This is a genomic window from Leisingera sp. SS27, assembly GCF_028368855.1.
Lineage (GTDB): Bacteria > Pseudomonadota > Alphaproteobacteria > Rhodobacterales > Rhodobacteraceae > Leisingera.
Window position 1 is genome coordinate 592,561 of record NZ_JAQNCY010000001.1, and the last position, 23,513, is coordinate 616,073.

The 23,513-nt window shown below is 63.5% G+C and carries 25 protein-coding genes; 13 read left to right on the plus strand and 12 right to left on the minus strand.

Annotated elements, in window-relative coordinates:
* Positions 1 to 212 precede the first annotated feature (212 nt).
* Entirely contained in the window at positions 213 to 488 is a 276-nt protein-coding gene (locus N6L27_RS02865; protein ID WP_039178560.1) for a glycine zipper 2TM domain-containing protein, read from the plus strand.
* A gap of 347 nt (positions 489 to 835) precedes the next feature.
* Here N6L27_RS02865 and N6L27_RS02870 read toward each other — a convergent pair whose 3' ends face one another.
* From N6L27_RS02870 to N6L27_RS02885, 4 genes are all read right to left on the minus strand, one after another.
* The gene (locus N6L27_RS02870; protein WP_271905576.1) at positions 836 to 1,288 is read right to left on the minus strand and encodes an MEKHLA domain-containing protein; all 453 of its coding nucleotides are present in this window, start codon (positions 1,286 to 1,288) and stop codon (positions 836 to 838) included.
* A gap of 125 nt (positions 1,289 to 1,413) precedes the next feature.
* Complete coding sequence (locus N6L27_RS02875; protein ID WP_271905577.1) at positions 1,414 to 2,022, minus strand: DUF2306 domain-containing protein; 609 nt, start codon at positions 2,020 to 2,022, stop codon at positions 1,414 to 1,416.
* A gap of 63 nt (positions 2,023 to 2,085) precedes the next feature.
* Positions 2,086 to 3,360, minus strand: a complete 1,275-nt coding sequence (gene eno / locus N6L27_RS02880) for a phosphopyruvate hydratase (RefSeq protein WP_271905578.1) — start codon at positions 3,358 to 3,360, stop codon at positions 2,086 to 2,088.
* Between the two features lie 173 nt (positions 3,361 to 3,533).
* On the minus strand, positions 3,534 to 4,427 hold the full coding sequence (locus N6L27_RS02885) for a DMT family transporter (RefSeq protein WP_271905579.1): 894 nt from the start codon (positions 4,425 to 4,427) through the stop codon (positions 3,534 to 3,536).
* Positions 4,428 to 4,686: 259 nt separating this feature from the next.
* Between N6L27_RS02885 and N6L27_RS02890 the strand changes: the two genes are divergently transcribed.
* A complete protein-coding gene (locus N6L27_RS02890; protein WP_271905580.1) occupies positions 4,687 to 5,250 on the plus strand; it encodes a hypothetical protein in 564 nt (187 codons plus the stop codon).
* 22 nt (positions 5,251 to 5,272) lie between these two features.
* Here N6L27_RS02890 and N6L27_RS02895 read toward each other — a convergent pair whose 3' ends face one another.
* Positions 5,273 to 5,686: a Fur family transcriptional regulator gene (locus N6L27_RS02895; RefSeq protein WP_271905582.1), complete on the minus strand. Its 414-nt coding sequence runs from the start codon at positions 5,684 to 5,686 to the stop codon at positions 5,273 to 5,275.
* Positions 5,687 to 6,032: 346 nt separating this feature from the next.
* Between N6L27_RS02895 and N6L27_RS02900 the strand changes: the two genes are divergently transcribed.
* Positions 6,033 to 7,355: a DEAD/DEAH box helicase gene (locus N6L27_RS02900; protein ID WP_442915721.1), complete on the plus strand. Its 1,323-nt coding sequence runs from the start codon at positions 6,033 to 6,035 to the stop codon at positions 7,353 to 7,355.
* Positions 7,356 to 7,625: 270 nt separating this feature from the next.
* Here the strand turns inward: N6L27_RS02900 and N6L27_RS02905 are convergent, their stop codons facing one another.
* Positions 7,626 to 8,330, minus strand: coding sequence for an endonuclease/exonuclease/phosphatase family protein (locus N6L27_RS02905; RefSeq protein ID WP_271905584.1), 705 nt, complete (start codon positions 8,328 to 8,330; stop codon positions 7,626 to 7,628).
* Between the two features lie 122 nt (positions 8,331 to 8,452).
* Here N6L27_RS02905 and N6L27_RS02910 point away from each other — a divergent pair, with 122 nt between their 5' ends.
* Entirely contained in the window at positions 8,453 to 9,331 is an 879-nt protein-coding gene (locus tag N6L27_RS02910; protein ID WP_271905585.1) for a DMT family transporter, read from the plus strand.
* An 86-nt stretch (positions 9,332 to 9,417) separates the two neighbouring features.
* Here the strand turns inward: N6L27_RS02910 and N6L27_RS02915 are convergent, their stop codons facing one another.
* Entirely contained in the window at positions 9,418 to 10,836 is a 1,419-nt protein-coding gene (locus N6L27_RS02915) for a protein adenylyltransferase SelO (RefSeq protein ID WP_271905586.1), read from the minus strand.
* Positions 10,837 to 10,893: 57 nt separating this feature from the next.
* On the opposite strand from N6L27_RS02915, the gene N6L27_RS02920 reads away from it, so the two are divergent.
* Together N6L27_RS02920 and N6L27_RS02925 are read left to right on the plus strand one after the other, a co-directional pair.
* The gene (locus N6L27_RS02920) at positions 10,894 to 11,313 is read left to right on the plus strand and encodes a cupin domain-containing protein (protein WP_271905587.1); all 420 of its coding nucleotides are present in this window, start codon (positions 10,894 to 10,896) and stop codon (positions 11,311 to 11,313) included.
* Between the two features lie 43 nt (positions 11,314 to 11,356).
* The gene (locus N6L27_RS02925) at positions 11,357 to 12,259 is read left to right on the plus strand and encodes a fatty acid desaturase (RefSeq protein WP_271905588.1); all 903 of its coding nucleotides are present in this window, start codon (positions 11,357 to 11,359) and stop codon (positions 12,257 to 12,259) included.
* Positions 12,260 to 12,340: 81 nt separating this feature from the next.
* Here N6L27_RS02925 and N6L27_RS02930 read toward each other — a convergent pair whose 3' ends face one another.
* Entirely contained in the window at positions 12,341 to 13,450 is a 1,110-nt protein-coding gene (locus N6L27_RS02930) for an anhydro-N-acetylmuramic acid kinase (RefSeq protein WP_271905589.1), read from the minus strand.
* A 143-nt stretch (positions 13,451 to 13,593) separates the two neighbouring features.
* On the opposite strand from N6L27_RS02930, the gene tyrS reads away from it, so the two are divergent.
* Entirely contained in the window at positions 13,594 to 14,850 is a 1,257-nt protein-coding gene (gene tyrS / locus N6L27_RS02935) for a tyrosine--tRNA ligase (RefSeq protein ID WP_271905590.1), read from the plus strand.
* Positions 14,851 to 15,148: 298 nt separating this feature from the next.
* Here tyrS and N6L27_RS02940 read toward each other — a convergent pair whose 3' ends face one another.
* A complete protein-coding gene (locus N6L27_RS02940) occupies positions 15,149 to 15,286 on the minus strand; it encodes a hypothetical protein (protein ID WP_271905591.1) in 138 nt (45 codons plus the stop codon).
* Between the two features lie 46 nt (positions 15,287 to 15,332).
* Here N6L27_RS02940 and N6L27_RS02945 point away from each other — a divergent pair, with 46 nt between their 5' ends.
* The 3 genes from N6L27_RS02945 to N6L27_RS02955 all read left to right on the plus strand — a co-directional run bounded on the left by N6L27_RS02945 (position 15,333) and on the right by N6L27_RS02955 (position 17,989).
* Entirely contained in the window at positions 15,333 to 16,250 is a 918-nt protein-coding gene (locus N6L27_RS02945) for a GNAT family N-acetyltransferase (protein ID WP_271905593.1), read from the plus strand.
* A gap of 88 nt (positions 16,251 to 16,338) precedes the next feature.
* On the plus strand, positions 16,339 to 17,094 hold the full coding sequence (locus tag N6L27_RS02950) for an SDR family NAD(P)-dependent oxidoreductase (protein WP_271905594.1): 756 nt from the start codon (positions 16,339 to 16,341) through the stop codon (positions 17,092 to 17,094).
* 340 nt (positions 17,095 to 17,434) lie between these two features.
* The gene (locus N6L27_RS02955) at positions 17,435 to 17,989 is read left to right on the plus strand and encodes a sugar O-acetyltransferase (RefSeq protein ID WP_271905595.1); all 555 of its coding nucleotides are present in this window, start codon (positions 17,435 to 17,437) and stop codon (positions 17,987 to 17,989) included.
* 145 nt (positions 17,990 to 18,134) lie between these two features.
* Here N6L27_RS02955 and N6L27_RS02960 read toward each other — a convergent pair whose 3' ends face one another.
* The 3 genes from N6L27_RS02960 to N6L27_RS02970 form a co-directional block, all read right to left on the minus strand.
* Positions 18,135 to 19,943: an ABC-F family ATP-binding cassette domain-containing protein gene (locus N6L27_RS02960; RefSeq protein ID WP_271905596.1), complete on the minus strand. Its 1,809-nt coding sequence runs from the start codon at positions 19,941 to 19,943 to the stop codon at positions 18,135 to 18,137.
* Positions 19,944 to 20,006: 63 nt separating this feature from the next.
* Complete coding sequence (locus N6L27_RS02965) at positions 20,007 to 20,753, minus strand: GNAT family N-acetyltransferase (protein WP_271905597.1); 747 nt, start codon at positions 20,751 to 20,753, stop codon at positions 20,007 to 20,009.
* Positions 20,754 to 20,819: 66 nt separating this feature from the next.
* On the minus strand, positions 20,820 to 21,293 hold the full coding sequence (locus N6L27_RS02970) for an outer membrane protein assembly factor BamE (protein WP_039179862.1): 474 nt from the start codon (positions 21,291 to 21,293) through the stop codon (positions 20,820 to 20,822).
* Positions 21,294 to 21,394: 101 nt separating this feature from the next.
* Between N6L27_RS02970 and N6L27_RS02975 the strand changes: the two genes are divergently transcribed.
* From N6L27_RS02975 to plsX, 3 genes are all read left to right on the plus strand, one after another.
* Positions 21,395 to 21,931: a YceD family protein gene (locus N6L27_RS02975; RefSeq protein WP_271905598.1), complete on the plus strand. Its 537-nt coding sequence runs from the start codon at positions 21,395 to 21,397 to the stop codon at positions 21,929 to 21,931.
* Positions 21,932 to 22,155: 224 nt separating this feature from the next.
* The gene (gene rpmF / locus N6L27_RS02980) at positions 22,156 to 22,362 is read left to right on the plus strand and encodes a 50S ribosomal protein L32 (protein WP_008558107.1); all 207 of its coding nucleotides are present in this window, start codon (positions 22,156 to 22,158) and stop codon (positions 22,360 to 22,362) included.
* 37 nt (positions 22,363 to 22,399) lie between these two features.
* Positions 22,400 to 23,512 carry a phosphate acyltransferase PlsX gene (gene plsX, locus N6L27_RS02985; protein ID WP_271905599.1) on the plus strand — a complete coding sequence of 371 codons (1,113 nt, stop codon included), beginning with the start codon at positions 22,400 to 22,402 and terminating at the stop codon, positions 23,510 to 23,512.
* Position 23,513 lies beyond the last annotated feature (1 nt).

Consider the following 23,513-nt stretch of genomic DNA (forward strand, 5'->3'; position numbering starts at 1 on the left):
AGGCCTGAGATCGAACTGAAATGCGGCACTTCACGGCGGGCTCTTCCACCCCTCCCCGGCAAAAGCCCGCCGCTGTGCGCCCCCCTCCGGCAGAATTGCGCTGCTGTGATGACTGCGCGCATTTATAAGGAACCATCCTGCCGGGACCGGCGTTACAGTCCCGTCTGCGGCCCGCAATACAGCCGCACCGGACCTGAAAATGGAGATATCAAATGACTTTCCGCTGGATCCCTGCTCTCGCAAGTTCCGCCGTACTGGGCCTTGGCGCCTGTACCAACCTGACCCCGGAACAGCGCACCGTTGCCGGTGTGGCAGGCGGCGCCGCAGCTGGCCTGATCGCCGCTGACGCGCTCAAGGCTGACGACGACTGGCGGCTTATCGCGGCGCTTGGCGGCGCTGCCGCCGGAACCCTGGTCGCCCAGAACAACCAGTCAAATCAGTGCGCCTATTCCCGCGGTGACGGCACCTATTACACCGCAGCCTGCTAATGATTTTTGATCTGGCGCCCTCCCCCCGGACAGGGCGCCAGATCTTTGGCTGCAGCCCGTGTTCAGGCCGCAGCCCTGGTATCAGCGTATTTCCCCGCCAAGGTTCAGCCGCTGGACCGGATCATCCGGTGACGCGGCCTGACCGCTGAACGGGTACATCCCCGGACCGCTGCACCCTAAAAGGGTTGAAAGAACTGCACAGATTGCCACTGTGCGCAACATCCGCATCTGCATGGCCTGTTCCCCTTTCCCGCAGCACCTTTGCACCGCGTAGGAACACGCTACCATGACGTCATTGTGAGCGTCTGTGATCCGGGCCACACATGCCGTTTCCGGCAGGTATACTGTCAGATGAACCTGTAATCCCGGAAACTTGCCGCCTCGCCCAGCTTTACGCCGTCCGGTCCCAGCAGCGGCCATATTACCGCCCCGCGGATCTCAAACCGCCGCCCAGAGGCGCTGATCCTGACGCCGGCACAATCCCCGATGAAGCCTTTGGCCCGCATCTCGGCAAACATCATATCCCGTTGCTCCCGGTGCGCAGGCTCTGCCGTCAGCCGCGACGGCATCGCGGTCAACTGTTCCCAGCCCATCTCCCACAATGCCTGCGCCGCCAGGTTTCCATAAGTCAAAACCGGGTCGGCGGCGGTGTTGTGCGACAGCACCGGAAACGGCGCATGATAGAGCGCTTCGGCATCTGCGCCCTCCAGAAGCGGCCGGCCAACTACCTGCAAATAGGAGCGCAGCAGCAGCTCCGCATGGCCGCATTGAAAGCTATTGTCCGTACCAGGTACCTGCATTTCAGCCTCTCAAGAATTCTCCCAGCAGCCTTATCTCTACTTCTCCAGATCCGCCACTTATCCAACCAGCATGCTCCCCTTCCAGAGCTGGAAGAGTTAGTGGCTAAAGCAGAGCTAATGCACTCCTACGCTTTTCGAGAAGTGCCGCTGCGCGCTTCCAGCACCAGAAGAACACCCAGGTTCGTCACCAAACCCGCAGCAGATGCAGCAGTGAAACTCTGCTCAAACGGGACCGACATCATTTGGTCAGCCAGTTCGATATAAATCCGCGCGGTAGACACCGTCATGCCTAGAGCGAAAGCCAGCCGCATCGCACGCAGATGCAAAACGAAGCGTCGGCACCGCGCCAAATTGTATGCACACGCCATTGCGGCCATCATGCTGATGCATATCGCAAAAGTTACGGCCTGGGTCAAAACCCCGCCAAGCGCCGGGAAAACCAGCACCATATACATGACGCTAAGGCATGAGGTCACACCGCAAAGAATGAACAAACGGCCCAATGTCCGGTGCACCGCTGGCAAACGCCTGCGAACTCCAGAGGAGAATTGCAGCGGTCCAATCAGGAAAAAGAAGATGCCCGGAATTAGGTGAAGAGCGGAGGCCAACGGATGATCGGCATAACGCTGATCCAGAGACGGCAGCCTGTCGTGGTTCATGGACAGGAAGATCAAACGGTCAACACTGTCCTTCAGGACCGGCAAGCTCAAAAGATAGAGAAAAACAGTTTTCAAATCGGCACATCTGAATGAATCCTGGGAGGAAAAGCCCCGCCGGAATGGCGGGGCTTCGCAATCTTACTTCAGGATCGAACGGCCTGCGTATTCGGCCACTTCACCCAGCGCTTCCTCGATACGGATCAGCTGGTTGTACTTTGCGAGCCGGTCAGAGCGCGCCAGCGAGCCGGTCTTGATCTGGCCGCAGTTGGTGGCAACCGCAAGGTCGGCAATGGTGGCGTCCTCGGTCTCGCCGGAGCGGTGCGACATCACGTTGGTGTAGCGGGCGCGGTGCGCCATATCGACGGCCTTCAGGGTCTCGGTCAGGGAGCCGATCTGGTTCACCTTCACCAGCATCGAGTTCGCAACGCCGCGCTCGATGCCCTCAGCCAGGCGCGCCGGATTGGTCACGAACAGATCGTCGCCCACCAGCTGCACAGAGTTGCCGATCTTGTCGGTCAGTAGCTTCCAGCCGTCCCAGTCGTCTTCGGACATCCCGTCTTCGATGGAGATGATCGGGTAGTCATTGACCAGCGCCGCCAGATAGTCGGCGTTTTCCTCGGAGGACAGGGATTTGCCCTCGCCCGCCAGCACGTATTTGCCGTCCTTGTAGTATTCGGTCGCCGCGCAATCCAGCGCCAGGTAAATTTCCTCACCGGGCTTGTAGCCGGCTTTTTCGATCGACTTCAGGATGAAGTCCAATGCCTCGCGGGAGGAGCCGATGTTGGGGGCAAAGCCGCCCTCGTCGCCGATCCCGGTGCTGAGGCCCGCCGCCGACAGCTCTTTCTTCAGGGTGTGGAACACTTCCGAACCCATGCGGACAGCTTCGCGGATGTTGTCCGCGGCAACCGGCATGATCATGAATTCCTGGATGTCGATCGGGTTGTCGGCATGCTCGCCGCCGTTGATGATGTTCATCATCGGCACCGGCAGCACGCGGGCAGAGGTGCCGCCGATATAGCGGTAGAGCGGCTGGGTGGTGAAATCTGCGGCTGCCTTGGCCACCGCCATCGACACGCCCAGAATGGCGTTTGCGCCCAGGCGGCCCTTGTTCTCGGTGCCGTCCAGCTCAATCATCGCCTGATCGACTGCAACCTGCTCGGTGGCGTCAAAGCCCACCAGCTCTTCGGCAATCTCACCGTTCACAGCGGCAACCGCTTCCAGCACGCCTTTGCCCATGTAACGGGACTTGTCGCCGTCGCGCTTTTCCACCGCCTCATAGGCGCCGGTCGAGGCACCGGAAGGCACGGCGGCACGGCCCATGGTGCCGTCTTCCAGGATCACGTCGACCTCAACCGTCGGGTTGCCCCGGCTGTCGAGGATCTCACGGGCGTGAATGTCGATAATGGTGCTCATCTGTCCATCCTTGGTTTGGCCTGAAAGCGGCGCGTTTTGCTGCCAGCGTCATACCAGCCGCTGCAGGAAAGTAAACCGGGATCGTTATCGCTAACACACATAAAAGCGGCAGGTTAGGGCTAACAAGACGCTGTTTGCGCCAACAGGACAGAGGATTTCCGCCAGCCGGGACGTCAGGCCGCAGCAGCCGCCGCCCGGCGGGCCCGCCGTGCCAGCCGCTGCTCGCGCACAAAGGTGTAAAGACCCGATCCGATGATCAGCGCAGCACCCGTCAGCGTCAGCGTATCGGGACGCTCGCCAAAGACCAGCACGCCCGCCAGGATGGAGAACAGCAGCCGGGTATAGCGGAACGGCGTCACCGCAGAGGCATCCCCCACCCGCATTGCGGTGACGATGCCGTAATATCCCAAGACCCCGAACAGAACGCCGCCTGCCATCATCAGGTATTCGTTCTGCTCCATCATCTGCGCCTCGCCAGGGGTAAAGGCCAAGAGCAGCAGGCCTGCCGGAATGACCGCCAGGAACGCCTGGAAGCTGACAATGGTGGATGGCACCGCACTGTCCATCACCCGGGTCATCAGATCCCGCGTGGCCACCCCCAGCACCGCAATCACCACTAGCAATGCCGCAGGCTCGAAGCTGTCCAGCCCCGGCCGGATGATCAGCAGCACACCCGCAAAGCCAACGCAGATCGCCAGCCAGCGCCGCCAGCCGACCTGTTCCCCCAGAAACAGCGCAGCCCCCATGGTGATCACCAGCGGCGTTGCCTGAAACACGGCTGCCACAACCGAGATGTCGACCAGCGCCAGCGCCGAGGCAAAGCCCATTGCCGACACCGCCTCTGTCCCTGCACGCAGTACGGGGCGCAGCCGCCAGGACCGCGGCGCAAACAGGTTGTGTCCCTGCATCTTGGCCATCACCGCAAAGACCAGCCCGCTGCCAACACCAAGGCAGATCAGGATCTGGCCGACGGGCAAGGTACCGGACAGCTGCTTGATGAACATGTCTTCAAGCGTGAAGAACGCCATTGAAGCGATGACCAGAAGAATGCCGTGCAGGTTGTTCATGTTCGCGCGTCCCGTAATGCAGACCAGCAGCACGCCAGGCCATCCGGGCAAAAAACATCAGCGCCCCGGCGCGGGCAACTCCGTTTCCGACCCCCTACCATGACAAGTCGTTACGGTGACCATCAAGACTTATGATATATGTTAAGGAATGGCGGCTCCCGGATTCAGCCGCGGCAGGCTGGCAGCGCACCGGTTTTTCGCCGCACCGCACCGCTTATTGCACCGCTTTCCGTTTCCATATCCAGCAGGAGACACCCTGATGCCAGACTTCGACCCGCTGAATTCACTGATCAAAACCGCCAAGGACGCCGAAAAGGCAATCGACGAACTTGGCAAATCCGCCGTGGATGAAATCAGGGCAGCCATGCATGATGCCAACAAGGCGGAAAACAAGAGCTATCCCATCGCCTATGAGCACATGAAACGCTCCATTGATGGCAAGGGAAACATCAGCCACGGGGTGAAATCAAAAATCTCGCAAGCCATCCTGAACAGCGCGGAACTGCGCAAGATTGCTGGCAAGCACAAGAAGCCGGTCAAGCTGAAGAATGAGACGATCTTCTTCGTCAAGAACCGCGACCTGGCCAGAACACTGTATCAGGCGTCCCTCTCCGGCAATCTGACCCCCAAGGGCAAGACGTTCGAATTCGATGGAACTGTGAACGATGTCTATGACTTCCGCTGGGACTGGGTCCCCAAGAAGAAAACAGTCAGAGGGTTCAAGCTGCGCTACGCAGGCAATGCCGCTTATCTGGCCCAGCAAATGAAACTGATGAAGTCCTACAAGATCACGGTGCAGATCAAAGGCGAAGCCAAGCTGTAGCGTGGCCAGTTCTCCGGCAGCTTCAGGCCTTCTTGGCCGGCACCCCGTAAAGCTCCAGCTTATGCCCGCGCAGCTCATAGCCCAGCTTGCGGGCGATCCGCTCCTGCAGTTCCTCGATTTCCGGGTCGCAGAACTCGATCACCTCGCCGGTGTTCATGTCGATCAGGTGGTCATGATGCTCGCGTTCAGCATCCTCATACCGCGCCCGCCCGTCGCCGAACTCCAGCCGTTCCAGAATCCCCGCCTCCTCGAACAGCTTCACCGTGCGGTACACTGTGGCGATGGAAATCCCCGCGTCCATCGCGCTGGCCCGTGTGTACAGCTCCTCGACATCCGGATGATCATCGCTGTCCTGCAGCACCTGGGCAATCACCCGGCGCTGGCCGGTCATGCGCAGCCCCTTGGCCTCGCAGCGGGCGATAATCGTCTTTCGCATCTCTTCCTCGCGGTTTTCTGACCTTCCTCTTTAACGGATGCATTCTGCGGCGAAAACAGGCTTTTCACCCGTATCAAAGCTTGACAAACACCTTATCCACAGCCATTTGGCGCACAGGCATCCCTCCCTGCCGCGTGAGCAGAGGCCATGAGACCGGACGCGCATCCAGCGCATGACCATATTCCGGGGTCTAGTGATATGCCGCCATTCCCAAGATCACGCGTGGGGATTGCAGAGGCCAGCGGCCTGGCATCCGGCCAGCGTACGTCTGAGGTCCCTGCCCCACCCCATCCGCGGCTCTGATCCGCGGCACCGGCCTGTGCATATTGCCTGGCCGCACAAGGATATGAATGTGACTGAATTTTCAACCATGGGGCTGCCCGAAAAGCTCCTGAACCGCCTCAAGGACATGGGTCTCAATGACCCCACCCCGATCCAGGCCCGCGCCATTCCGCATGCGCTGAACGGCAAGGACGTGCTTGGCCTGGCGCAGACCGGCACCGGCAAGACCGCCGCCTTCGGCGTGCCACTGGTGGCGCGGATGCTGGAATACGGCCGCAAGCCCGCGGCGATGACCGTGCGCGGCCTGGTGCTGGCGCCGACCCGCGAGCTGGCCAACCAGATCGCCGACACGCTGAAGGGCCTGACCGAGGGCACCCCGATGAAAGTGGGCCTGGTGGTGGGCGGTGTTTCCATCAACCCGCAGATCGCCCGCATCGCCAAGGGCACCGACATCCTGGTCGCCACCCCGGGCCGCCTGATCGACATCCTCGACCGCGGCGCGCTGGACCTTGGCTCCTGCGACTTCCTGGTGCTCGATGAGGCCGACCAGATGCTGGACCTGGGCTTCATCCACACCCTGCGCAAGATCGCCGCACTGATCCCGGCGGAACGCCAGACCATGCTGTTCTCGGCCACCATGCCCAAACAGATGAACGAGATCGCCAACTCCTACCTGCAAAGCCCGGTCCGGATTGAGGTCTCGCCCCCGGGCAAGGCCGCCGACAAGATCACCCAGTCGGTGCATTTCATCGCCAAGGCCGCCAAACTGGACCTGCTGAAGGAACTGCTGAACGAACACAAGGATGAGCGCACCCTGGTGTTCGGCCGCACCAAATGGGGCATGGAAAAGCTGATGAAGACGCTGGACAAGGCGGGCTTTTCGGCCGCTGCGATCCACGGCAACAAATCCCAGGGCCAGCGCGAGCGCGCTTTGGCCGCCTTCAAGGCAGGCGAGATCAAGGTGCTGGTTGCTACCGATGTCGCCGCCCGCGGTCTTGATATCCCGGACGTGAAATACGTCTACAACTTCGAGCTGCCGAATGTGCCGGACGCTTATGTCCACCGCATCGGCCGCACCGCGCGCGCAGGCAAGGACGGCCAGGCGGTTGCCTTCTGCGCCCCGGATGAGATGGAAGAACTGAAGGCGATCCAGAAGGTGATGAAACTCACCATCCCTGTGGCCTCCGGCCGCCCCTGGGAAGCGATGCCTGATCCGGCGGCCCCCGCAGGCAAACCGGGCGGCCGTCCCGGCGGGCGACGCGGCGGCGGAAAACCCGGCGGCCCGCGCCGCCGCGGCGGTGGCGGCGGCAACAGCGGGCAGGGAAAACCGCAGGGCGGCAAGCCCGGCAACGCCCAGCGCCGCAGCCAGAAACAGCGCGCGCGCTAAGCGCTCTCCGCCAGCGCCGGGTCAAGGGTCCCGCAGGGACCGCGCGTCACGCGCGGCGTGCCCTTGACGCGGCGCTGGCGGATCACACACTTGAATTGGCGCCTAAGGGCAAACCTGCCCTTAGGCGCCTCTCAGCAATGAGTATCGATCAGGAAACTGTCCGGGGGACAGTTTCAGTTGCGAACGGGCGAAGCCCCGCTGCGCTGCGCAGCAGCGCCACGCCCAAGCCTGACGGCAACCTGCCGGAAAAGGCGCGGGAGCGCTCCCGCCTCACACCGCCCGCAAGTCCGCCCAGACCGGCAAATGGTCAGAGGCGATATGCGCCGGCCGCTTGCCATGCACCCCATGCGCCACCGCCGTCAGCCGCTGGCAATGGGCAATCCGGTCCAGCGCTCCAAGGGGCCGCATCGCCGGAAAGCTGGCCCGCGGCGGCAGGAACTTCAGCGCCGGGGCGATATGTTCCAGCACCGCTCCGCGCGACCATTCGTTGAAATCCCCAGCCAGAATAACTGCAGCGTCATCGTGTTTGGCAGCCCTTGCGAGCGCATGCATCTGCTCGCGCCGCGCCCGGCCTGTCAGCCCCAGATGCGCACCAATCACCCGCACCGGCCCCAAGCCAGTGTCCAGTTCCACCCAAACCGCGCCGCGCGGCTCCAGCCCCGGCAGCGCAATATGACCCTTGCCCCGCAACTCAACACCGTTGCGGTACAAAACCGCGTTGCCATGCCAGCCGAGCGACCCCGCACCGCCCAGGTCCGCCGCCTGCCAGCCGGTTTCCTCCACCAGAAAATGCGGCAGTGCAGCCGGGCGCGGCGGCAGGCGCTTGTCCGCCTCCTGCAGTACGGCCACATCGGCCCTGATCCCGTCCAGCACCTGCAAGATACGCTCCGGCCGCCGGCGCAGGTCCAACCCGATGCATTTCTGAATATTGTAAGTGGCAATCCGCAGCGTATCAGGCCGTTTGATTGTCGGCATCCGCCCCCCTTTCGATGTCCCGATCTTGCGCAAAACCCGTGCCGCCGTACAGCCCCGATCCATCCGCCAGCGCCGCCGGGTTCCGCTTGACTTGACGCGCCTGCCCGCCTCCAGTGGCCGCCATGACAGAAAAACGCCCCATCGATACCTCCGGTGCCGCGCTGCTGACCGGCTTTGCCCTTCTCCTCGCCTTCAACCAGGTGGTGATCAAGGTGACCGGCGGCGGCTTTGGCCCGGTGTTCCAGGCAGGTTTGCGCTCAGCCATCGGCCTCCTGGTGCTGGCGGTCTGGATCGCCCTCCGCCGCCCGCGGCTCGGCCCGCTGCCCCGCGGCGCCGCGCTTTGGGGCGTGGTTGCAGGCCTCCTGTTCTGCTTTGAATTCATCTGCCTGTTCATCGCACTGGATGTGACCTCCGTCTCGCGCGCGTCGATCATCTTCTACTCGATGCCGGTCTGGCTGGCGCTGGCCGCGCATCTGCTGCTGCCCGGCGAACAGCTGACCCGGGTGCGCAGCCTGGGCCTGGTGCTGGCGATGGGCGGGGTGGCACTGGCGGTTCTGGACCGCGGCGGCGGCACCGCCAGCCTGGCGGGTGATCTGCTGGCACTGGGGGCCACTTTCGGCTGGGCCGGCATCGCGCTGTGCCTGCGCATCACGCCGCTTGCGGCAGTGCCGCCGGTCACCCAGCTGGTGTTCCAGCTGGCGGTTTCCGCCGTGCTGCTGACGGCTGCCGCGCCGCTGTTCGGCCCGCTGATCCGAGCCTTGGAACCCCTGCACCTCTGGGGGCTGGCCTTCCAGGGCATCTGCATCGCCAGCCTTGGCTATCTCCTGTGGTTCCAGCTGATCAAGATCTACCGCGCCAGTTCGGTGGCCTCTTTCAGCTTTCTGTCGCCAGTGCTGGCAGTGCTCATGGGCTGGGCGCTGCTGGATGAGGTGATCGGCCCGCAGGTTTGGGCCGCCCTGGCGCTGGTTGCCGCCGGAGTGTTCCTGATCAACCGGAAATGATGCGGCAATAAGGGGGCTGCCTGCCCCCTCTTGAGCCTTCGGCTCAATTCACCCCTGGGGATATTTCAGGCCAGATGAACAAGGGATCAGGTGCCGCAGAAGGTCGCCGGCACCACTTCCTCCGGCAGCGGCGGGCGCTGCAAGTCAGTATGTTCCGGCTGATCCTCATAAGGGTTGGACAGCACAGCGTTCAACTGGTGGAACAGCGCATAGTCGCCTGCCACCGCACCGGCAATCATCTCCTCGATCCGGTGGTTGCGCGGAATGAAAGCAGGGTTCGCCGCACGCATGACCGCCTGCGGGTCCGGTTCCCCTTCCAGCCGCGCCTGCCAGTCCGGCTTCCAGGCATCAAAGGCCGCCGGATCAGTGAACTGGTCCCGCGCCTTGCCTTCACCCAGGGCACGGAAGGTATTGGTGAAATCGCTCTGGTTCTCTGCCATCCGCCCCAGCAGGGCAGTAACCAGCTCCAAATCACTCTCCTGTTCTGAAGTGATCCCCAGTTTTGCGCGGAACCGCCGCAGCCAGGCCGCCTCGGTCAGCGCGGGCATCGCATGCACGATTTCCGTTGCCGCCTCGACACCTTCCTGCGGGTCCTTCATCTGCTGGATCAGCGCAGTCGCCAGCTGTGCCAGGTTCCAGACCGCAATCGTAGGCTGGTTGGCATAGGCATAGCGCCGCCCCCGGTCGATCGAGGAAAACACGGTGTGCGGGTGATAGACATCCATGAAGGCGCAAGGCCCGTAATCAATGGTTTCGCCGGAGATCGCGGAATTGTCGGTATTCATCACACCGTGAATGAACCCCACGGACATCCAGGCGGCTATCAGCTCCGCCTGCGCATCGCGCACGGCCCGCAGCAGGCCCATCGGGCCTTCCGCCTCTGGGCAGTGACGGGCAATGGCATAGTCCGTCAGCTGCTGCAGGCTGGCCTTGTCACCGCGCGCGGCAAACACCTGGAAGGTGCCCACCCGCAGATGGCTCGCCGCCACCCGCGTCAGCACCGCGCCAGGCAAGCCCCCTTCGCGCCATACGGTCTCACCCGTCTCTACCGCCGCCAGCGCGCGGGTGGTCGGGATGCCCAGGCTGTGCATCGCCTCGCTCACCACATATTCGCGCAGTACTGGCCCCAGCCAGGCCCGCCCGTCGCCATTGCGCGAATACGGCGTCCGGCCAGAGCCCTTCAGCTGAATATCACGGCGCCTGCCGTCCGTTCCCACCACTTCGCCCAGCAGGATCGCGCGCCCGTCGCCCAGCTGCGGATTATAGGTGCCGAACTGATGCCCGGAATAAAGCTGCGCCAGCGGATCAGCCCCCTCAGGCACCTGATTGCCGCCGAACACCGCCGCCATCTCCCCGGCCTCGCCGGGTGTGATCCCCATGATCCGCGCCAGATCCTCGTTAAAGGCCGCCAGCCGCGGCGCCTTTACCGCCTGCGGCGGCAGTTTGGAGTAGAACTGCCCCGGCAGGGCAGCATAGGTGTTGTCAAAGGGGATCGTGAATGTCATGGCCCAAACATATGACTGGAATAGAGATTTACCAGCACCAAAGCGGAGGCAGCATCAATGGACGCAGACCGGATCATCGAACACCTGGGACTGCAGCAGCATCCGGAGGGCGGCTGGTACAAGGAAACCTGGCGTGCGGAAAATGAAGGCCGCCCCACAGGCACCTGTATTTACTTCCTTTTAAAGGCAGGCGAGGCCAGCCACTGGCACCGGGTCGATGCCGCCGAGATCTGGCTCTACCACGCCGGCGCACCGCTGGTGCTGTCGCTGGCGGCGACCGATGAGGGCCCGGCTCAGGACCACCTGCTCACCCCGGAATTGACCCGGGGCGCGCCGCAGCTGATTGTGCCCAAGGGCCACTGGCAGGCCGCCCGCAGCACCGGAGACTACACGCTGGTCAGTTGCACGGTGTCGCCGGGGTTCGAGTTTGAGGGGTTTGAACTGGCTGCTCCAGGCTTCGACATCCCGCACGGCTGACCCGCCCTTGCAGCGAATCATCGGACTGGACGAGACTGTCCGTATGTCTGCCGAACCGGAACATACGCGCCTTATCAAATCGCTGCCGCCGGACACCAAGGCAGCCTTGACCGCCCGTTCCAACGCCGCTGGCCTGCGGCATCTGGCACTTTATCTGGCTGTTCTCGGCGCCTGCACCGCAGGCATTGCGCTGCAAGTGCCGCTCTGGCCGCTACTGATGCTGCCGCAAGGCATACTGCTGGTCTTTCTCTTCACCCTCAGCCACGAATGCACCCACCAAACCCCTTTCCGCAGCAAGTGGCTGAACGAGGCTGCGGGCCATTTCTGCGCCCTTGCCATCGCGCTGCCCTTCACATGGTTCCGCTATTTCCACCTGGCGCATCACAAATACACCAATGACCCCGAACGCGACCCGGAGCTGGAACATGGCGGACGGCCTGAAACCTTCAGCCAATGGTTCCTGTATCTGAGCGGCTGGGGCTACTGGCGCGGCATGGCAGAGACCATCTGGCGCAACGCCTTCGGCACCATCGATTCTCCATACCTGCCGGAACGCCGCCACGCGGACATGCGGATGGAGGCCCGGCTGCTGCTGGCACTTTACGCCGCCGCGCTGCCGACCTTGCTGATGTCGCCCCTGGTTCTGTGGCTCTGGATCGTGCCGCTTCTGATCGGCCAGCCGTTCCTGCGGGCCTACTTACTGGCGGAGCACGGCCTCTGTCCCCCGGTCGCGAATATGCTGGAAAACTCCCGCACCACCTTCACCAGCCGGCTGGTACGATTTCTGGCCTGGAACATGCCTTATCACGCCGAGCATCACGCCTTTCCGAACGTGCCTTTCCACCGGCTTCCCGCATTCCACACCATGACCCAAGCACATCTCAAGTCGACGTCAGACGGGTACGGGGAGTTCACGGCGGACTACCTCCGCCAGCTCTCCCGCTGATCCGCCGCCAGAGGCCGCACAAATTTCTTCGAAGAAATTTGCCAAGAAACTTCGAAGTTTCTTGTCCGCCCGGTCACAACCTCACACCCCCGGCACACTCACCACGCCGCCGCCCACGCAAGCGCGCACCCCAGTGGTCCCAGGCGCTGATGTCGGCATCCCGCGCGCCACCCGCACCGCCAGATGGGCAAAGGCCTGCGCCTCCAGCATGTCGCCGTCCAGCCCTGCGTCCTCCACCGGCTTTACCGGACAATCGAGCGACACACGCAGCATCTCCATCAGCACCGGGTTGTGCCGCCCGCCGCCGGTGACCAGCACCATCTCCGGCGGCTCGGGGCAATGCTCCATGCCCTGCGCCACGGCGGCGGCGCACATGGCTATCAGGGTGGCCGCAGCATCCGCGTCGCTCAGCTCATTGACCAGTTCAACCATCTCAGCAAAATCGTTCCTGTCCAGCGACTTGGGCGGCATTCTTGAAAAATAGGGTTCGGCCAGGAACAGCTCCAGCGCACCGGTTTCAACGGTGCCGGACCGCGCCACCTTGCCGTCCGCGTCCCAGGGAATGCCCAAACGCTCCTGCACCAGATCATTGACAGGCGCATTGGCCGGGCCGGTGTCAAAGGCCAACAGCGCTCCTGGCTCCTCCGGCCTGTCAAACCGCGGATCCACATAAGTCAGGTTGCCAACCCCGCCCAGGTTCAGGAAACACAAGGGTTTCTCAGCGCCGATGTATTTGGCGCAGGCAAAGTGAAAGAACGGCGCCAGCGGCGCGCCCTCGCCGCCCATCGCTACATCGTCCGTGCGGAAATCCCAGACCACCGGCTTGCCCAGCTTTTCGGCCAATGCAGCACCGTCGCCGACCTGCAGCGTGCCCTGCAGCCGCGGCGCATGGGCCAGCGTCTGGCCGTGAAAGCCGATGATTTCCACTTCGCCGAACTCCGCCAGCGCCGCCGCATGGGCCGCATCGCAGACCGCTGCCGCGGCCTCAACCTCCGGCCCCGCCCACTTGCCAAGGCCCGCCCGCAGCACCCGGCGCTCCTCCGCCGAATACTCGCGGTAGCTGCTCTCGCCGAACCCGTGAATGCGCGCGCCGTCGGTCACCACCACCGCCGCATCCACCCCGTCCAGCGAGGTGCCGCTCATCGCACCCAGCGCCCTGACCGCACCCGTTTTTGCAATGGCCCTGCTCATGGCCTGCCCCCATCCTTCAGGATCCGGGCCGTACCGCCCGTTGCAGGGGATACTACAGCGCATATTTTGCCGGGAAAACAGGTTCCAACCGGCGTCAATGCGATTTATAGGGCATGGTGCAAAACCATAGACCGAGGCATGTTATGACCTACACACCGAAATCGGATTTCGTCGCAGTCATGATGGAACGCGGGTTCCTCGCGGACTGCACCGATTATCAGGGCCTGGACGACGCCCTGCTGCAAGGTGTGCGCCCGGCCTATATCGGCTTTGACGCCACAGCGAAATCGCTGCACGTCGGCTCGCTTATCCAGATCATGATGCTGCGCTGGTTCCAGAAGACCGGCCACCAGCCGATCACCCTGATGGGCGGCGGCACCACCAAGGTGGGCGACCCCTCTTTCCGCGCAGATGAGCGCCCGCTGCTGACCGAATCCCAGATCGACGACAATATCGCGGGCATCAAGAAGGTGTTCTCGGCCTATATCGACTACGACAGCGACGCGCCGAACAAGGCGCTGATGCTGAACAACGCCGAATGGCTGGACGGGCTGAACTACCTGGAATTCCTGCGCGACATCGGCCGCCATTTCTCGGTGAACCGGATGCTGTCGTTCGAGAGCGTCAAGTCCCGCCTCGACCGCGAGCAGTCCCTGTCATTCCTCGAATTCAACTACATGATCCTGCAGGCCTATGACTTCATGGAGCTGAACCGCCGCTACGGCTGCATCCTGCAGATGGGCGGCTCGGACCAATGGGGCAATATCGTCAACGGCATCGACCTGACGCGCCGCACCATCGAGCATGAGGTCTATGGCCTCACCTCGCCGCTCTTGACCACCTCGGACGGCAAGAAGATGGGCAAGTCGCAGGACGGTGCGGTCTGGCTCAACGCCGAAATGCGTTCCCCATATGAGTTCTGGCAGTTCTGGCGCAATACCACCGATGCTGACGTCGGCCGCTTCCTCAAGCTCTACACCGAACTGCCGGTGGAGGAATGCGAGCGCATCGGCGCCCTGCAAGGCTCTGAGATCAACGAGGGCAAGGTGATCCTCGCCAATGAGGTGACCAAGCTTCTCCATGGTGCCGAGTCCGCGGCGGCTGCCGAGGCCACCGCCCGCGAGGTATTCGAGAAAGGCGGCGTGGGCGATGACCTGCCCACCCTGTCGCTGACGCCTGCCGATCTCGGCGACGGCATTTCGATCGTTCAGCTGATCGTGAAATCCGGCCTCGCCAAATCCGGCAAGGACGCCAAGCGGCTGATCAGTGAAAACGGCGCCCGGATCGACGACCAGCCGCTGACCGATGCCGGCCTGATGATCGACGCAGGCGCACTGTCCTCGCCGATCAAGCTGAGCGCCGGCAAAAAGCGCCACGCGCTGGTGCGGCTGGACGGCTGAACCTTCTGACATAAAACCGAAAAAGGGAGCCGCCGCGCTCCCTTTTTTGTTGCCCGCAGATGCTCCCGCCCGTTCCAGCCCCTTCAAAGACGGGTCCTCACGGTTGGGCCGGGCGCCGCTGCGCGGCGCGCCAGCACATCCCCGTAACGCCCCACTCAGGCCAGCCCCGGGTCAAGGGCCGCCCAAGCGGCCGTGCGCAGCACGGGTCCCCCTTGAGGCGGGGATGGCCGGGATACACTGAAACAGGCGCCTTAAGGGCAAACCTGCCCTTAGGCGCCTCTCAGCAAATCATCCTGCCTCAGAAAAACAGCGCCTCCACCAGGGTCAGCACCAGAAAAACCGGCACCGACAGGCCGATGGCGATCAGCAGCGCTGCCGCCTTGGTCATCCGCGGGGCAGCAGCCGTCCGCCCCATGATCCGTTTTGCTTTTCTCATACTCAAAATTAACCATGATTTAGGTTTCCAGCGCGTTAATGGCCCCATGTTCGACAGCGCCTCCGATCCCGAATTGCCAGCAGCCGCAACCGCCCGCCCCCAGCCCCGTGCCCTCCAGCAAGCGCCGGAATTTGCCCGCGCGTTGATGGCCTGCGGCCAGGAGCCGCTGACGCTGGAGGGTACTTTGGTGCTGCGCCGCCGCTTCCCCGGCGGACTGCGGCTGGCAATGGTAAACCGGGCAGATCTGACTGATCCCACGCCCCTGCTGGCAGCCCTGCGCGCAGGCGGCTTTGCCCGGACGCCGCTGATCCTGTCGCCCGAGTCCCCGGCCCCGCACCTTGCACGCCTCGGCGCCGTGCCGCTGGCCACACCCGCCCATGCCGCGCTCTGGGATCTGACAGGCGAGCCGGACCAGCGCCGCGCAGCCCTGCACCAGAAATGGCGCAACCGGCTTAAACACGGTGAGGCGCAAAACCTCCGCCTCGCCCGCCAGAACCTGCCCCATGACGTGCGCCACTGGCTGTTTCGGGCCGACGCGGCACAGCAAACCCGGCGCGGATACCGCAGCTGGCCCATCGGCCTCACTCTCGCCTATGCACGCGAAAACAAGGGGCAGGCAAAATTGTTCCAGGCGTTTGAAGGCAAGGAGCCGATTGCAGCCATCCTGATCCTCACCCACGGCAGCACCGCCACCTACCACATCGCCCACACCACCGCCCGCGGCAAGCAGCTCAGCGCCCACCCGCTTTTGCTGTGGGAGGCCGCGAACTGGCTCGCTGCCAAGGGCATCTGCCGCCTCGACCTCGGTCTCATCAATTCCGAGGACGCCGCGGGCCTTGCCCGCTTCAAGCTCGGCACCGGCGCAAGGCTCCATCGGCTGGGCGGCACCTGGGGCCTCTGGCCGCCGCTGGGCCGCCTGCTGCAACCGCTGTCGTTGCTCGACCGCCGCCTGATGGGCGCGTAACCCCCCGCGACGCCCCGTCCCGCTGGACAGATGCCCGGCCCCTCCATTATATGAACACACGTTCAGATAACCGGGAGGAGCCCCGCTCATGAAACTTGCAGACACCGCAGCCGTTGTAACCGGCGGCGCCTCCGGCCTGGGTGAGGCCACCGCGCGCTACTTCGCCGAACAAGGCGCCCAGGTCACCATCCTCGACCGCGACGCCGAGCGCGGCACCCAGGTGGCCGAGGAAATCGGCGGGTACTTCGCCCAGACAGATGTCACCAGCGAAGAGTCGGTCTCTGCCGCCATCGCCCATGCGGTGGAAATGATGGGCAAGATCACCGCCTGCGTGAATTGTGCCGGCATTGCCACCGGCGCCAAGACCGTGGGCAAGGACGGTGCGCATCCGCTGGATGCCTACAAGCGCACAATCGACATCAACCTTGTCGGCACCTTCAACGTCGCCCGCCTCGCCGCTGTCGAGATTGCCAAGAACACCCCCGACGCGGACAACGCCCGCGGCGTGATCATCAACACCGCCTCCATTGCGGCCTTTGACGGCCAAAAAGGCCAGGCTGCCTATGCCGCCTCCAAAGGCGGGGTTGCCGGCATGTGCCTGCCAATGGCGCGGGATCTCGCGTCCTTGGGCATCCGGGTGATGACCATCGCACCCGGCATCTTCATGACCCCGATGCTGGCCGGCCTGCCGGAAGAGGTGCAGCAGCAGCTGGCCGCCGACGTTCCCAACCCCGCCCGCCTGGGCGACCCGCGCGAATTCGGCCGTCTCGCCGGTTTCATCACCGAAATGGGCTACCTCAACGGCGAGGTCATCCGCATCGACGGCGCCCTGCGCATGCGCTGATGCCCCTTCCGTTGCGGGCGGGTCAAGGGGTGAGCAAGCTCCCTGGAAACGCTCCGGGGGAGCGTTTCGCTTGCGAACGGGCGGAGCCCAAAGCGGCGGCGCTTGACCCGTTCACCCTTGAGAGGCGGCCTCAACAAGAAACACACTCGTGATGGCGTCTTGAGGGGCACTCCTGCCCCTCAAGCGCTTCTCAGCAAAGTCCCTTCGCACCGCGCCAGCGGTGCCTGGCCCAAGGCCGCACAAAGGCGCGTTGGCGCAGCCAAGGCACCTGCGGACGCGGGAGCACCACGCCGATTGACAATCCGTTCACCCCGCCCTTCACTCCTGTCAGGAGGCCCGGATGAGCAAAACCGAACGGCAGAAAATGCAGGATGGCGACTGGTACCGTTGCCAGGACAGCGAACTGGGGGCGTTGCAGCACAAGGCCCGGGTTGCCGTGCATCAGCACAACACCGCAGCGCCCGATCCGGGAGCCCAGCTCAGCCCGCCGCTGGCCAGCCTCTTTGCCGCCCACGGTGAAAACTGCCTGATCGAGGCGCCCTTCCACTGCGCCTACGGCATCAACATCCGCCTGGGCCGCAACGTCTACATGAACGCAGGCTGCACCATTCTGGACACTGCCCCTGTCAGCATCGGCGATGGCACCATGCTGGGGCCGTATGTGCAGATCTACTGCGCCCAGCACCACAAAGACAAAGACTTACGGGCGAAGGGCCTGGAAATCGCCCATCCCGTCACGCTCGGCGCAAACGTCTGGATCGGCGGCGGCGCGATCATCCTGCCAGGCGTTACAATCGGCGACGGCGCCATTGTCGGCGCAGGCGCCGTGGTGACCAAAGACGTCGCTGCCGGCGAAACCGTGACAGGCAATCCCGCCCGCTCCCGGCAGAGATAGCGAAAAGGTAAAGCTTGCGCCCGCAACCTTCACCCTCAGTTCATCTTTCTTGATAGTTTACAAAGTTTTACGACAGCATCTTTGACCAAATGTTTCGCGCGCGAAACATTTGGTCAGGCGTCCTGACCTAACTGAAGAACCAGCCTCACCCCCCCGCCTTCTCCTCCAGTTCCAGCCATTCCTCTTCGGCGGCGGACAGCTTTTCCTGCCGCTCCACCAGCGCCTCGGTGGCCTTCTTGAACTTCACTGGCTCGCGGGTGAACAGCTCCGGATCGCTCATCAGCTCCTGCAGCTTGCCGATCTCCGCCTCCAGCCGTTCAATCTCAGCCGGCAGCGCCTCAAGCCGGTGCTTCTCCTTGAAGCTGAGGCCGTCCTTGGGCTGGCTTTCCTGCTTGGGCCTTGCCTTGGCAGGCTTCGCCTTCTCCGGCTTCTCAGCACCCTCCAGCGGGCCCCGCTGCGCGATGTAGTCGCTCCAGCCGCCAGCATAGGCGGTGGCCTTGCCGTTGCCTTCCATTGCAATGGTGGCGGTCGCCACCCGGTCCAGGAAATCCCGGTCGTGGCTGACCAGCAGCACCGTGCCGTCGTAATTGTCCAAGAGCTCCTGCAGCAGGTCCAGCGTCTCCACATCCAGATCGTTGGTCGGCTCATCCAAAACCAGCAGGTTCGAGGACCGCGCCATCAGCCGCGCCAAGAGCAGCCGCGCTTTCTCGCCGCCCGACAGCGACCGCACCGGCGCCCGCGCCTGCCGCTCGTCGAACAGGAATTCCTTGAGGTAGCCCACTACATGCTTGGGCTGGCCGCGCACCATCACCTGATCCGCCTTGCCGGAAATGCCCAGCAGCGGGTCCGCGGTCAGATTCTCCCACAGGGTCGAATCGCCGTCCAGCTGGTCGCGGGTCTGGTCGAACAGGGCAAGTTCCAGATTTGTACCCAGCTGCACCTTGCCTGCATCCGGGTCTTCCATTCCCAACAGCATCTTCAGCAGCGTTGTCTTGCCTGCGCCATTCGGGCCGACAAAAGCCACCCGGTCGCCGCGCTGTACCTTCAGCGAGAAGTCCCTGACGATCTGCTTGCCGCCAAACGCCTTGCTCAGGCCTTCAGCCTCGATCACCTTGCGGCCTGACTTCGGCCCGGCCTCCAGCGCCATCTCGGCCGCGCCTTGCCGCTTGATCTGACCTGCGCGTTCCGCCTTCAGATCCTGCAAGGCCCTGACCCGCCCCATGTTGCGCTTGCGCCGGGCCGAGATGCCTTCCACCGCCCAGCGGCTTTCGGCTTTGATCAGCCGATTCAGCTTATGGCGCTGCATGTCCTCGTCATCCCAGACCTTGTCGCGCCAGGCTTCGAAATGCTCAAACCCCCTCTCCTGGCGGCGCACCTCGCCGCGGTCCACCCACAGAGTGGCGCGGGTCAAGACGCGCAGGAACGCCCGGTCGTGGGAGATCAGCACAAAACCCGCACGGGTGCTCTTGAGTTCGTTCTCCAGCCAGGTGATCGCCTCGATATCCAGATGGTTCGTGGGCTCGTCCAGCAGCATCAGGTCCGGCGCCTCGGCCATCAGCTTGGCCAGGGCTGCGCGGCGGCGCTCACCGCCGGAGGCGGTCTCCACCGGGCGCGCCGGGTCGAACTTCAGCCCTTCGCCCGCGCGTTCCACCTTGTACATTTCGCCGGGGTCCAGCGCGCTGGCGGCAAAATCGCCAAGCGTTGCAAAACCCTCCATCTTCGGGTCCTGCTCCATGTAGCCGACCGACTTGCCCGGCGGCACCACGATGTCGCCCTGATCGGCTTCAACAATCCCCGCCATCACCTTCATCAGGGTGGATTTTCCGGAGCCGTTGCGGCCCACCAGCGCCACCCGGTCACCGGGCTGCACCACCAGATCAAGACCTGAAAAAACCGGATCGCCCCCGAAGGTCAGGGAAATGCCGGACATCTGCAAAAGAGGAATACGTGCCATGCCAGCCAGCTACCCCGGCGGCAAAATCGCGTCAACGCTCCCCGTTCATCTTTCCTGAAATACTCAGTCCCCGCTGGCCACAGCCCGCAGCAGCCGCTTGCGGACGTCAGGAATGGCGCCGGTCTCCAGCCCGGTGAACACATGCAGCGTTTTCATCTGCCGGTCCACCACCGCATGGTCGCTGACCCAGCCGCCCATCAGCAGGTATGTGCGCAACAAGGGCGGCATTTTCTGAAGGGCCTTCTTAGTTTCCGCCTCCCGCAGCGGTTCCGCGCCAAAACGCACCACCTCGGGCGCTTTGATGCCCGGCCGCCACTGCGCCGGCGCCAGATGCCGCTGCTGCAACAGCGCCAACGCCTCCGTGTAAGGTGCAGCAGAAGTGCCCGCAAAGGACGAGCAGCCAAACAGCATCTGCACGTCCTGCCCATCCACCAGGCGCGTCATCGCCCCCCAGGCGACACGCAAAATATCTGCATCCTGCCGTTTCCTGTGAATGCAGAAGCGGCCCAGTTCGGCCATCCGCCCCTCAAAAGCCTGCAAGGCGGTCAGATCATAAAACTGTGCTGAATAGCTCCGCGCCAGCTCCGCGCCACTGTCCAGCAGCAGCAGCCGGAAGCAGCAGACCAGTGCGCCGCCGGGCTGCTCCTCCACCAGAACATGGCAGCATTCGCTGTCAAAAGCATCGCTGTCTGTGCACCCGGAGCGGAAACACTGGGCCCGCAGGGCCTGCGCCGCGGCCACATCCGCTGCACTTGCAGCCAGCCGGGCGCGATAGCGCCCCCTGCTCAGTAGCATGTCAGGTTCCGCCATGGCAGCGGCCTCCAGCTTTCCAGCTCAGACCTTAGCATATGCGCAGTGACAGAGCAGGAAGCAGTCCTATTCGTTGTTCAGCAGCTGACCGGGGGCGAAATTGCCCAGGTTGCCCAACAGCTGGCGCAGGAATGTGTTGTCCTGAACGCCGGAGCTGGTCACGCGGCGCTCCAGGGGCACCACCTTGCCGTCTTCCAGGCTGTAACGCTCGATCGCCTGCACCACGCCGGATGTGTCAAAGCTGATCGCCACCAGGTCGCGCGCCACCGGCTCCGGCGCCTTGGCACCGTAGTGGCGGAACCGGGTGGCCACGTAGTAGTAGCCGCTTTCGTTGAGCACGCCGGTTGAGGATGGAATGCCGATGGTCTCGGCCACCGAATCCCGGGTGTCGACACCCGGCACCACCTCTGCCAGCAGTTCCGGCGCCGGCACATAGCCGTGCTTGCGGTAGACCGAAGTACAGGCCGCCAGGGCCAGCCCCGCTGCCGCAAATACCGCCCCGCGCAAAACCGCCTTGAAGTGAAATGCCTTTGCAACCATGACTGCCCCCCAGCCTGCCGCCATCACCGGCGGCTTGAATACGTCTTTTAACCCGATTACCTAATGACCGCCTCCGGTTCAAGAAACGAAAGTCCCCGAATATGTCTGACAGCACCGCTTTGCGGGTCGCGGACCTGCCGCAGAACACCCCGACCGCCTTTGAAATCATCCCGGACAAGGCCGCCCTGGCCGCGCTGGCGGCGGAACTGGGGGTGAACGCCTTGCGCAAACTGCGCTTCAGCGGCGCGATCAATGCGATGGGCAAGAAGGACTGGAAACTGTCAGGCCGGCTGGGGGCAACCGTTGTGCAGGACTGCGTGGTCACGCTGGAGCCGGTGACCACAAGGGTCGAGGAAGCGGTGGAAATCACCTATCTGGCCCGCATCGAAACCCCGGAAGGCGCCGAGGTTGAAATGCCCGAGGATGACAGCATTGAACCGCTGGGCAGCCACATCGACCCTGCTGCGGTGATGGCAGAGGCGCTGGCGCTGCACATTCCCGCCTACCCGCGCAAAGACGGCGCCGAACTGGGAGAGGCGGTCTATGCCGAGGACGGCGTGCAGCCGATGCGCGACGAGGACACCCGGCCGTTCGCAGGCCTTGCGGCGCTGCGCGGCCAGCTGAAAGATGAGGACTGAGCGCAGATTTTTTGCAGCGCAGAAAATCATCTCTGGCGCCGCACCGCCGGCTGCCTTAAAAAACAGCTTGCGCCAGCGAAGATTCGCAGTATTTTCGCGCGCTCATCGGAATTTTTGGTTGGACAATGCTTGGGCAGACGCCTAAACGCACGTCAGACTGATCGAACAGAATGCAATCGCGCCGCGGGGATGGCCCCAAGGCCCAAACAGACAAAGGTTGAGACATGGCCGTCCAACAGAACAAAGTATCCAAATCGCGCCGCAACAACCGCCGCGCGCACGATGCACTGGTTGCTGCGAACCCGAACGAATGCGGCAACTGCGGCGAGCTGAAGCGCCCGCACCACGTATGCCCCTCCTGCGGCCACTACGACGACAAGGAAATCGTCGCAGCTGCAGACGAGATCGAGATCGATGAGGACGCGGCGTAAGCCACGGACAGGATCCTGATGCCAGGCAGGCTTTCGCATGACGGGTAAACCCGATCAAAATCAGGCAAAAGCCGGCCGCATCACTATTTCTGTTGACGCCATGGGCGGAGACGCCGGCCCTGCTGTTGTAGTGGCCGGCATTGCCATGTCTGCGGAAAAGAATCCGGATATCGGGTTCATCCTGCATGGGCCTGCCGAACAGCTGGAACCTCTGGTTGCCAAAAAGCGCGAACTCAAGGGCCGCGTTGAGATTCGCGATGCCCGCGATGTGGTCACCATGGAGGACAAGCCCTCCCAGGTGATGCGCAACGGCAAGGGCACCTCGATGTGGTCGGCCCTGGACGCGGTCAAGAACGGCGAGGCTTCGGGCGCGGTCTCCTGCGGCAACACCGGCGCGCTGATGGCGCTCTCGATGCTGCGGCTGCGCAAGCTGCCGGGCGTCAACAGGCCCGCCATTGCAATCCTGTGGCCCTCGCTGAACCCGCAAGGTTTCAACGTGATGCTGGATGTCGGCGCCGACGTGAAGGCGGATGCCGAGGATCTGCTGCAATACGCCCTGATGGGAACTTCCTATGTGCGCAACTCGATGGACATCATCCGCCCCCGCGTGGGCCTGTTGAATGTCGGCACCGAGGAGCACAAGGGCCGCGCCGAGCTGAAAGAGGCCTTTGGGCTGATTACAGAACAGGCGGAACAGGCGCACTACGAGTTTGTCGGCTTTGTCGAAGGCAGCGATATTCCCGGTGATGTGGCCGATGTGATCGTGACCGACGGCTTTACCGGGAATGTGGCGATCAAGACCGGCGAAGGCACCGCCAGCCTGATGCGCACCGCATTGGGGGAGGCGTTTGCTTACTCCTTCCTGTCAAAGATTGCCGCGGTGCTGGCGATGACCTCCCTGAAACGGCTGTCCAAACGGATGGACCCGCGCCGCGTCAACGGCGGCGTGTTCCTGGGCCTCAACGGCACCGTGGTGAAATCCCACGGCGGCGCCGATGCCACGGGCGTCTCCGCTGCGGTCAAACTGGCCTTCCGGCTGGCACAGCACGGATTCGCCGAAAAGCTGGCCGCGCGGGTTGCATCTGCCGGTTTGCATACCCAAGATAATACTGCCCCCCGCGAATTGCGGGCGGCCACCGAAAAAGACTGAA

Excerpts from the sequence above, each read along its gene's own strand:
- N6L27_RS02865 (WP_039178560.1), top strand. The coding sequence starts at position 213 with ATGACTTTCCGCTGGATCCCTGCTCTCGCAAGTTCCGCCGTACTGGGC.
- N6L27_RS02870 (WP_271905576.1), bottom strand. The coding sequence starts at position 1,288 with ATGCAGGTACCTGGTACGGACAATAGCTTTCAATGCGGCCATGCGGAG.
- eno (WP_271905578.1), bottom strand. The coding sequence starts at position 3,360 with ATGAGCACCATTATCGACATTCACGCCCGTGAGATCCTCGACAGCCGG.
- N6L27_RS02885 (WP_271905579.1), bottom strand. The coding sequence starts at position 4,427 with ATGAACAACCTGCACGGCATTCTTCTGGTCATCGCTTCAATGGCGTTC.
- N6L27_RS02890 (WP_271905580.1), top strand. The coding sequence starts at position 4,687 with ATGCCAGACTTCGACCCGCTGAATTCACTGATCAAAACCGCCAAGGAC.
- N6L27_RS02895 (WP_271905582.1), bottom strand. The coding sequence starts at position 5,686 with ATGCGAAAGACGATTATCGCCCGCTGCGAGGCCAAGGGGCTGCGCATG.
- N6L27_RS02900 (WP_442915721.1), top strand. The coding sequence starts at position 6,033 with ATGAATGTGACTGAATTTTCAACCATGGGGCTGCCCGAAAAGCTCCTG.
- N6L27_RS02905 (WP_271905584.1), bottom strand. The coding sequence starts at position 8,330 with ATGCCGACAATCAAACGGCCTGATACGCTGCGGATTGCCACTTACAAT.
- N6L27_RS02910 (WP_271905585.1), top strand. The coding sequence starts at position 8,453 with ATGACAGAAAAACGCCCCATCGATACCTCCGGTGCCGCGCTGCTGACC.
- N6L27_RS02915 (WP_271905586.1), bottom strand. The coding sequence starts at position 10,836 with ATGACATTCACGATCCCCTTTGACAACACCTATGCTGCCCTGCCGGGG.
- N6L27_RS02920 (WP_271905587.1), top strand. The coding sequence starts at position 10,894 with ATGGACGCAGACCGGATCATCGAACACCTGGGACTGCAGCAGCATCCG.
- N6L27_RS02925 (WP_271905588.1), top strand. The coding sequence starts at position 11,357 with ATGTCTGCCGAACCGGAACATACGCGCCTTATCAAATCGCTGCCGCCG.
- N6L27_RS02930 (WP_271905589.1), bottom strand. The coding sequence starts at position 13,450 with ATGAGCAGGGCCATTGCAAAAACGGGTGCGGTCAGGGCGCTGGGTGCG.
- tyrS (WP_271905590.1), top strand. The coding sequence starts at position 13,594 with ATGACCTACACACCGAAATCGGATTTCGTCGCAGTCATGATGGAACGC.
- N6L27_RS02940 (WP_271905591.1), bottom strand. The coding sequence starts at position 15,286 with ATGAGAAAAGCAAAACGGATCATGGGGCGGACGGCTGCTGCCCCGCGG.
- N6L27_RS02945 (WP_271905593.1), top strand. The coding sequence starts at position 15,333 with ATGTTCGACAGCGCCTCCGATCCCGAATTGCCAGCAGCCGCAACCGCC.
- N6L27_RS02950 (WP_271905594.1), top strand. The coding sequence starts at position 16,339 with ATGAAACTTGCAGACACCGCAGCCGTTGTAACCGGCGGCGCCTCCGGC.
- N6L27_RS02955 (WP_271905595.1), top strand. The coding sequence starts at position 17,435 with ATGAGCAAAACCGAACGGCAGAAAATGCAGGATGGCGACTGGTACCGT.
- N6L27_RS02960 (WP_271905596.1), bottom strand. The coding sequence starts at position 19,943 with ATGGCACGTATTCCTCTTTTGCAGATGTCCGGCATTTCCCTGACCTTC.
- N6L27_RS02965 (WP_271905597.1), bottom strand. The coding sequence starts at position 20,753 with ATGGCGGAACCTGACATGCTACTGAGCAGGGGGCGCTATCGCGCCCGG.
- N6L27_RS02970 (WP_039179862.1), bottom strand. The coding sequence starts at position 21,293 with ATGGTTGCAAAGGCATTTCACTTCAAGGCGGTTTTGCGCGGGGCGGTA.
- N6L27_RS02975 (WP_271905598.1), top strand. The coding sequence starts at position 21,395 with ATGTCTGACAGCACCGCTTTGCGGGTCGCGGACCTGCCGCAGAACACC.
- rpmF (WP_008558107.1), top strand. The coding sequence starts at position 22,156 with ATGGCCGTCCAACAGAACAAAGTATCCAAATCGCGCCGCAACAACCGC.
- plsX (WP_271905599.1), top strand. The coding sequence starts at position 22,400 with ATGACGGGTAAACCCGATCAAAATCAGGCAAAAGCCGGCCGCATCACT.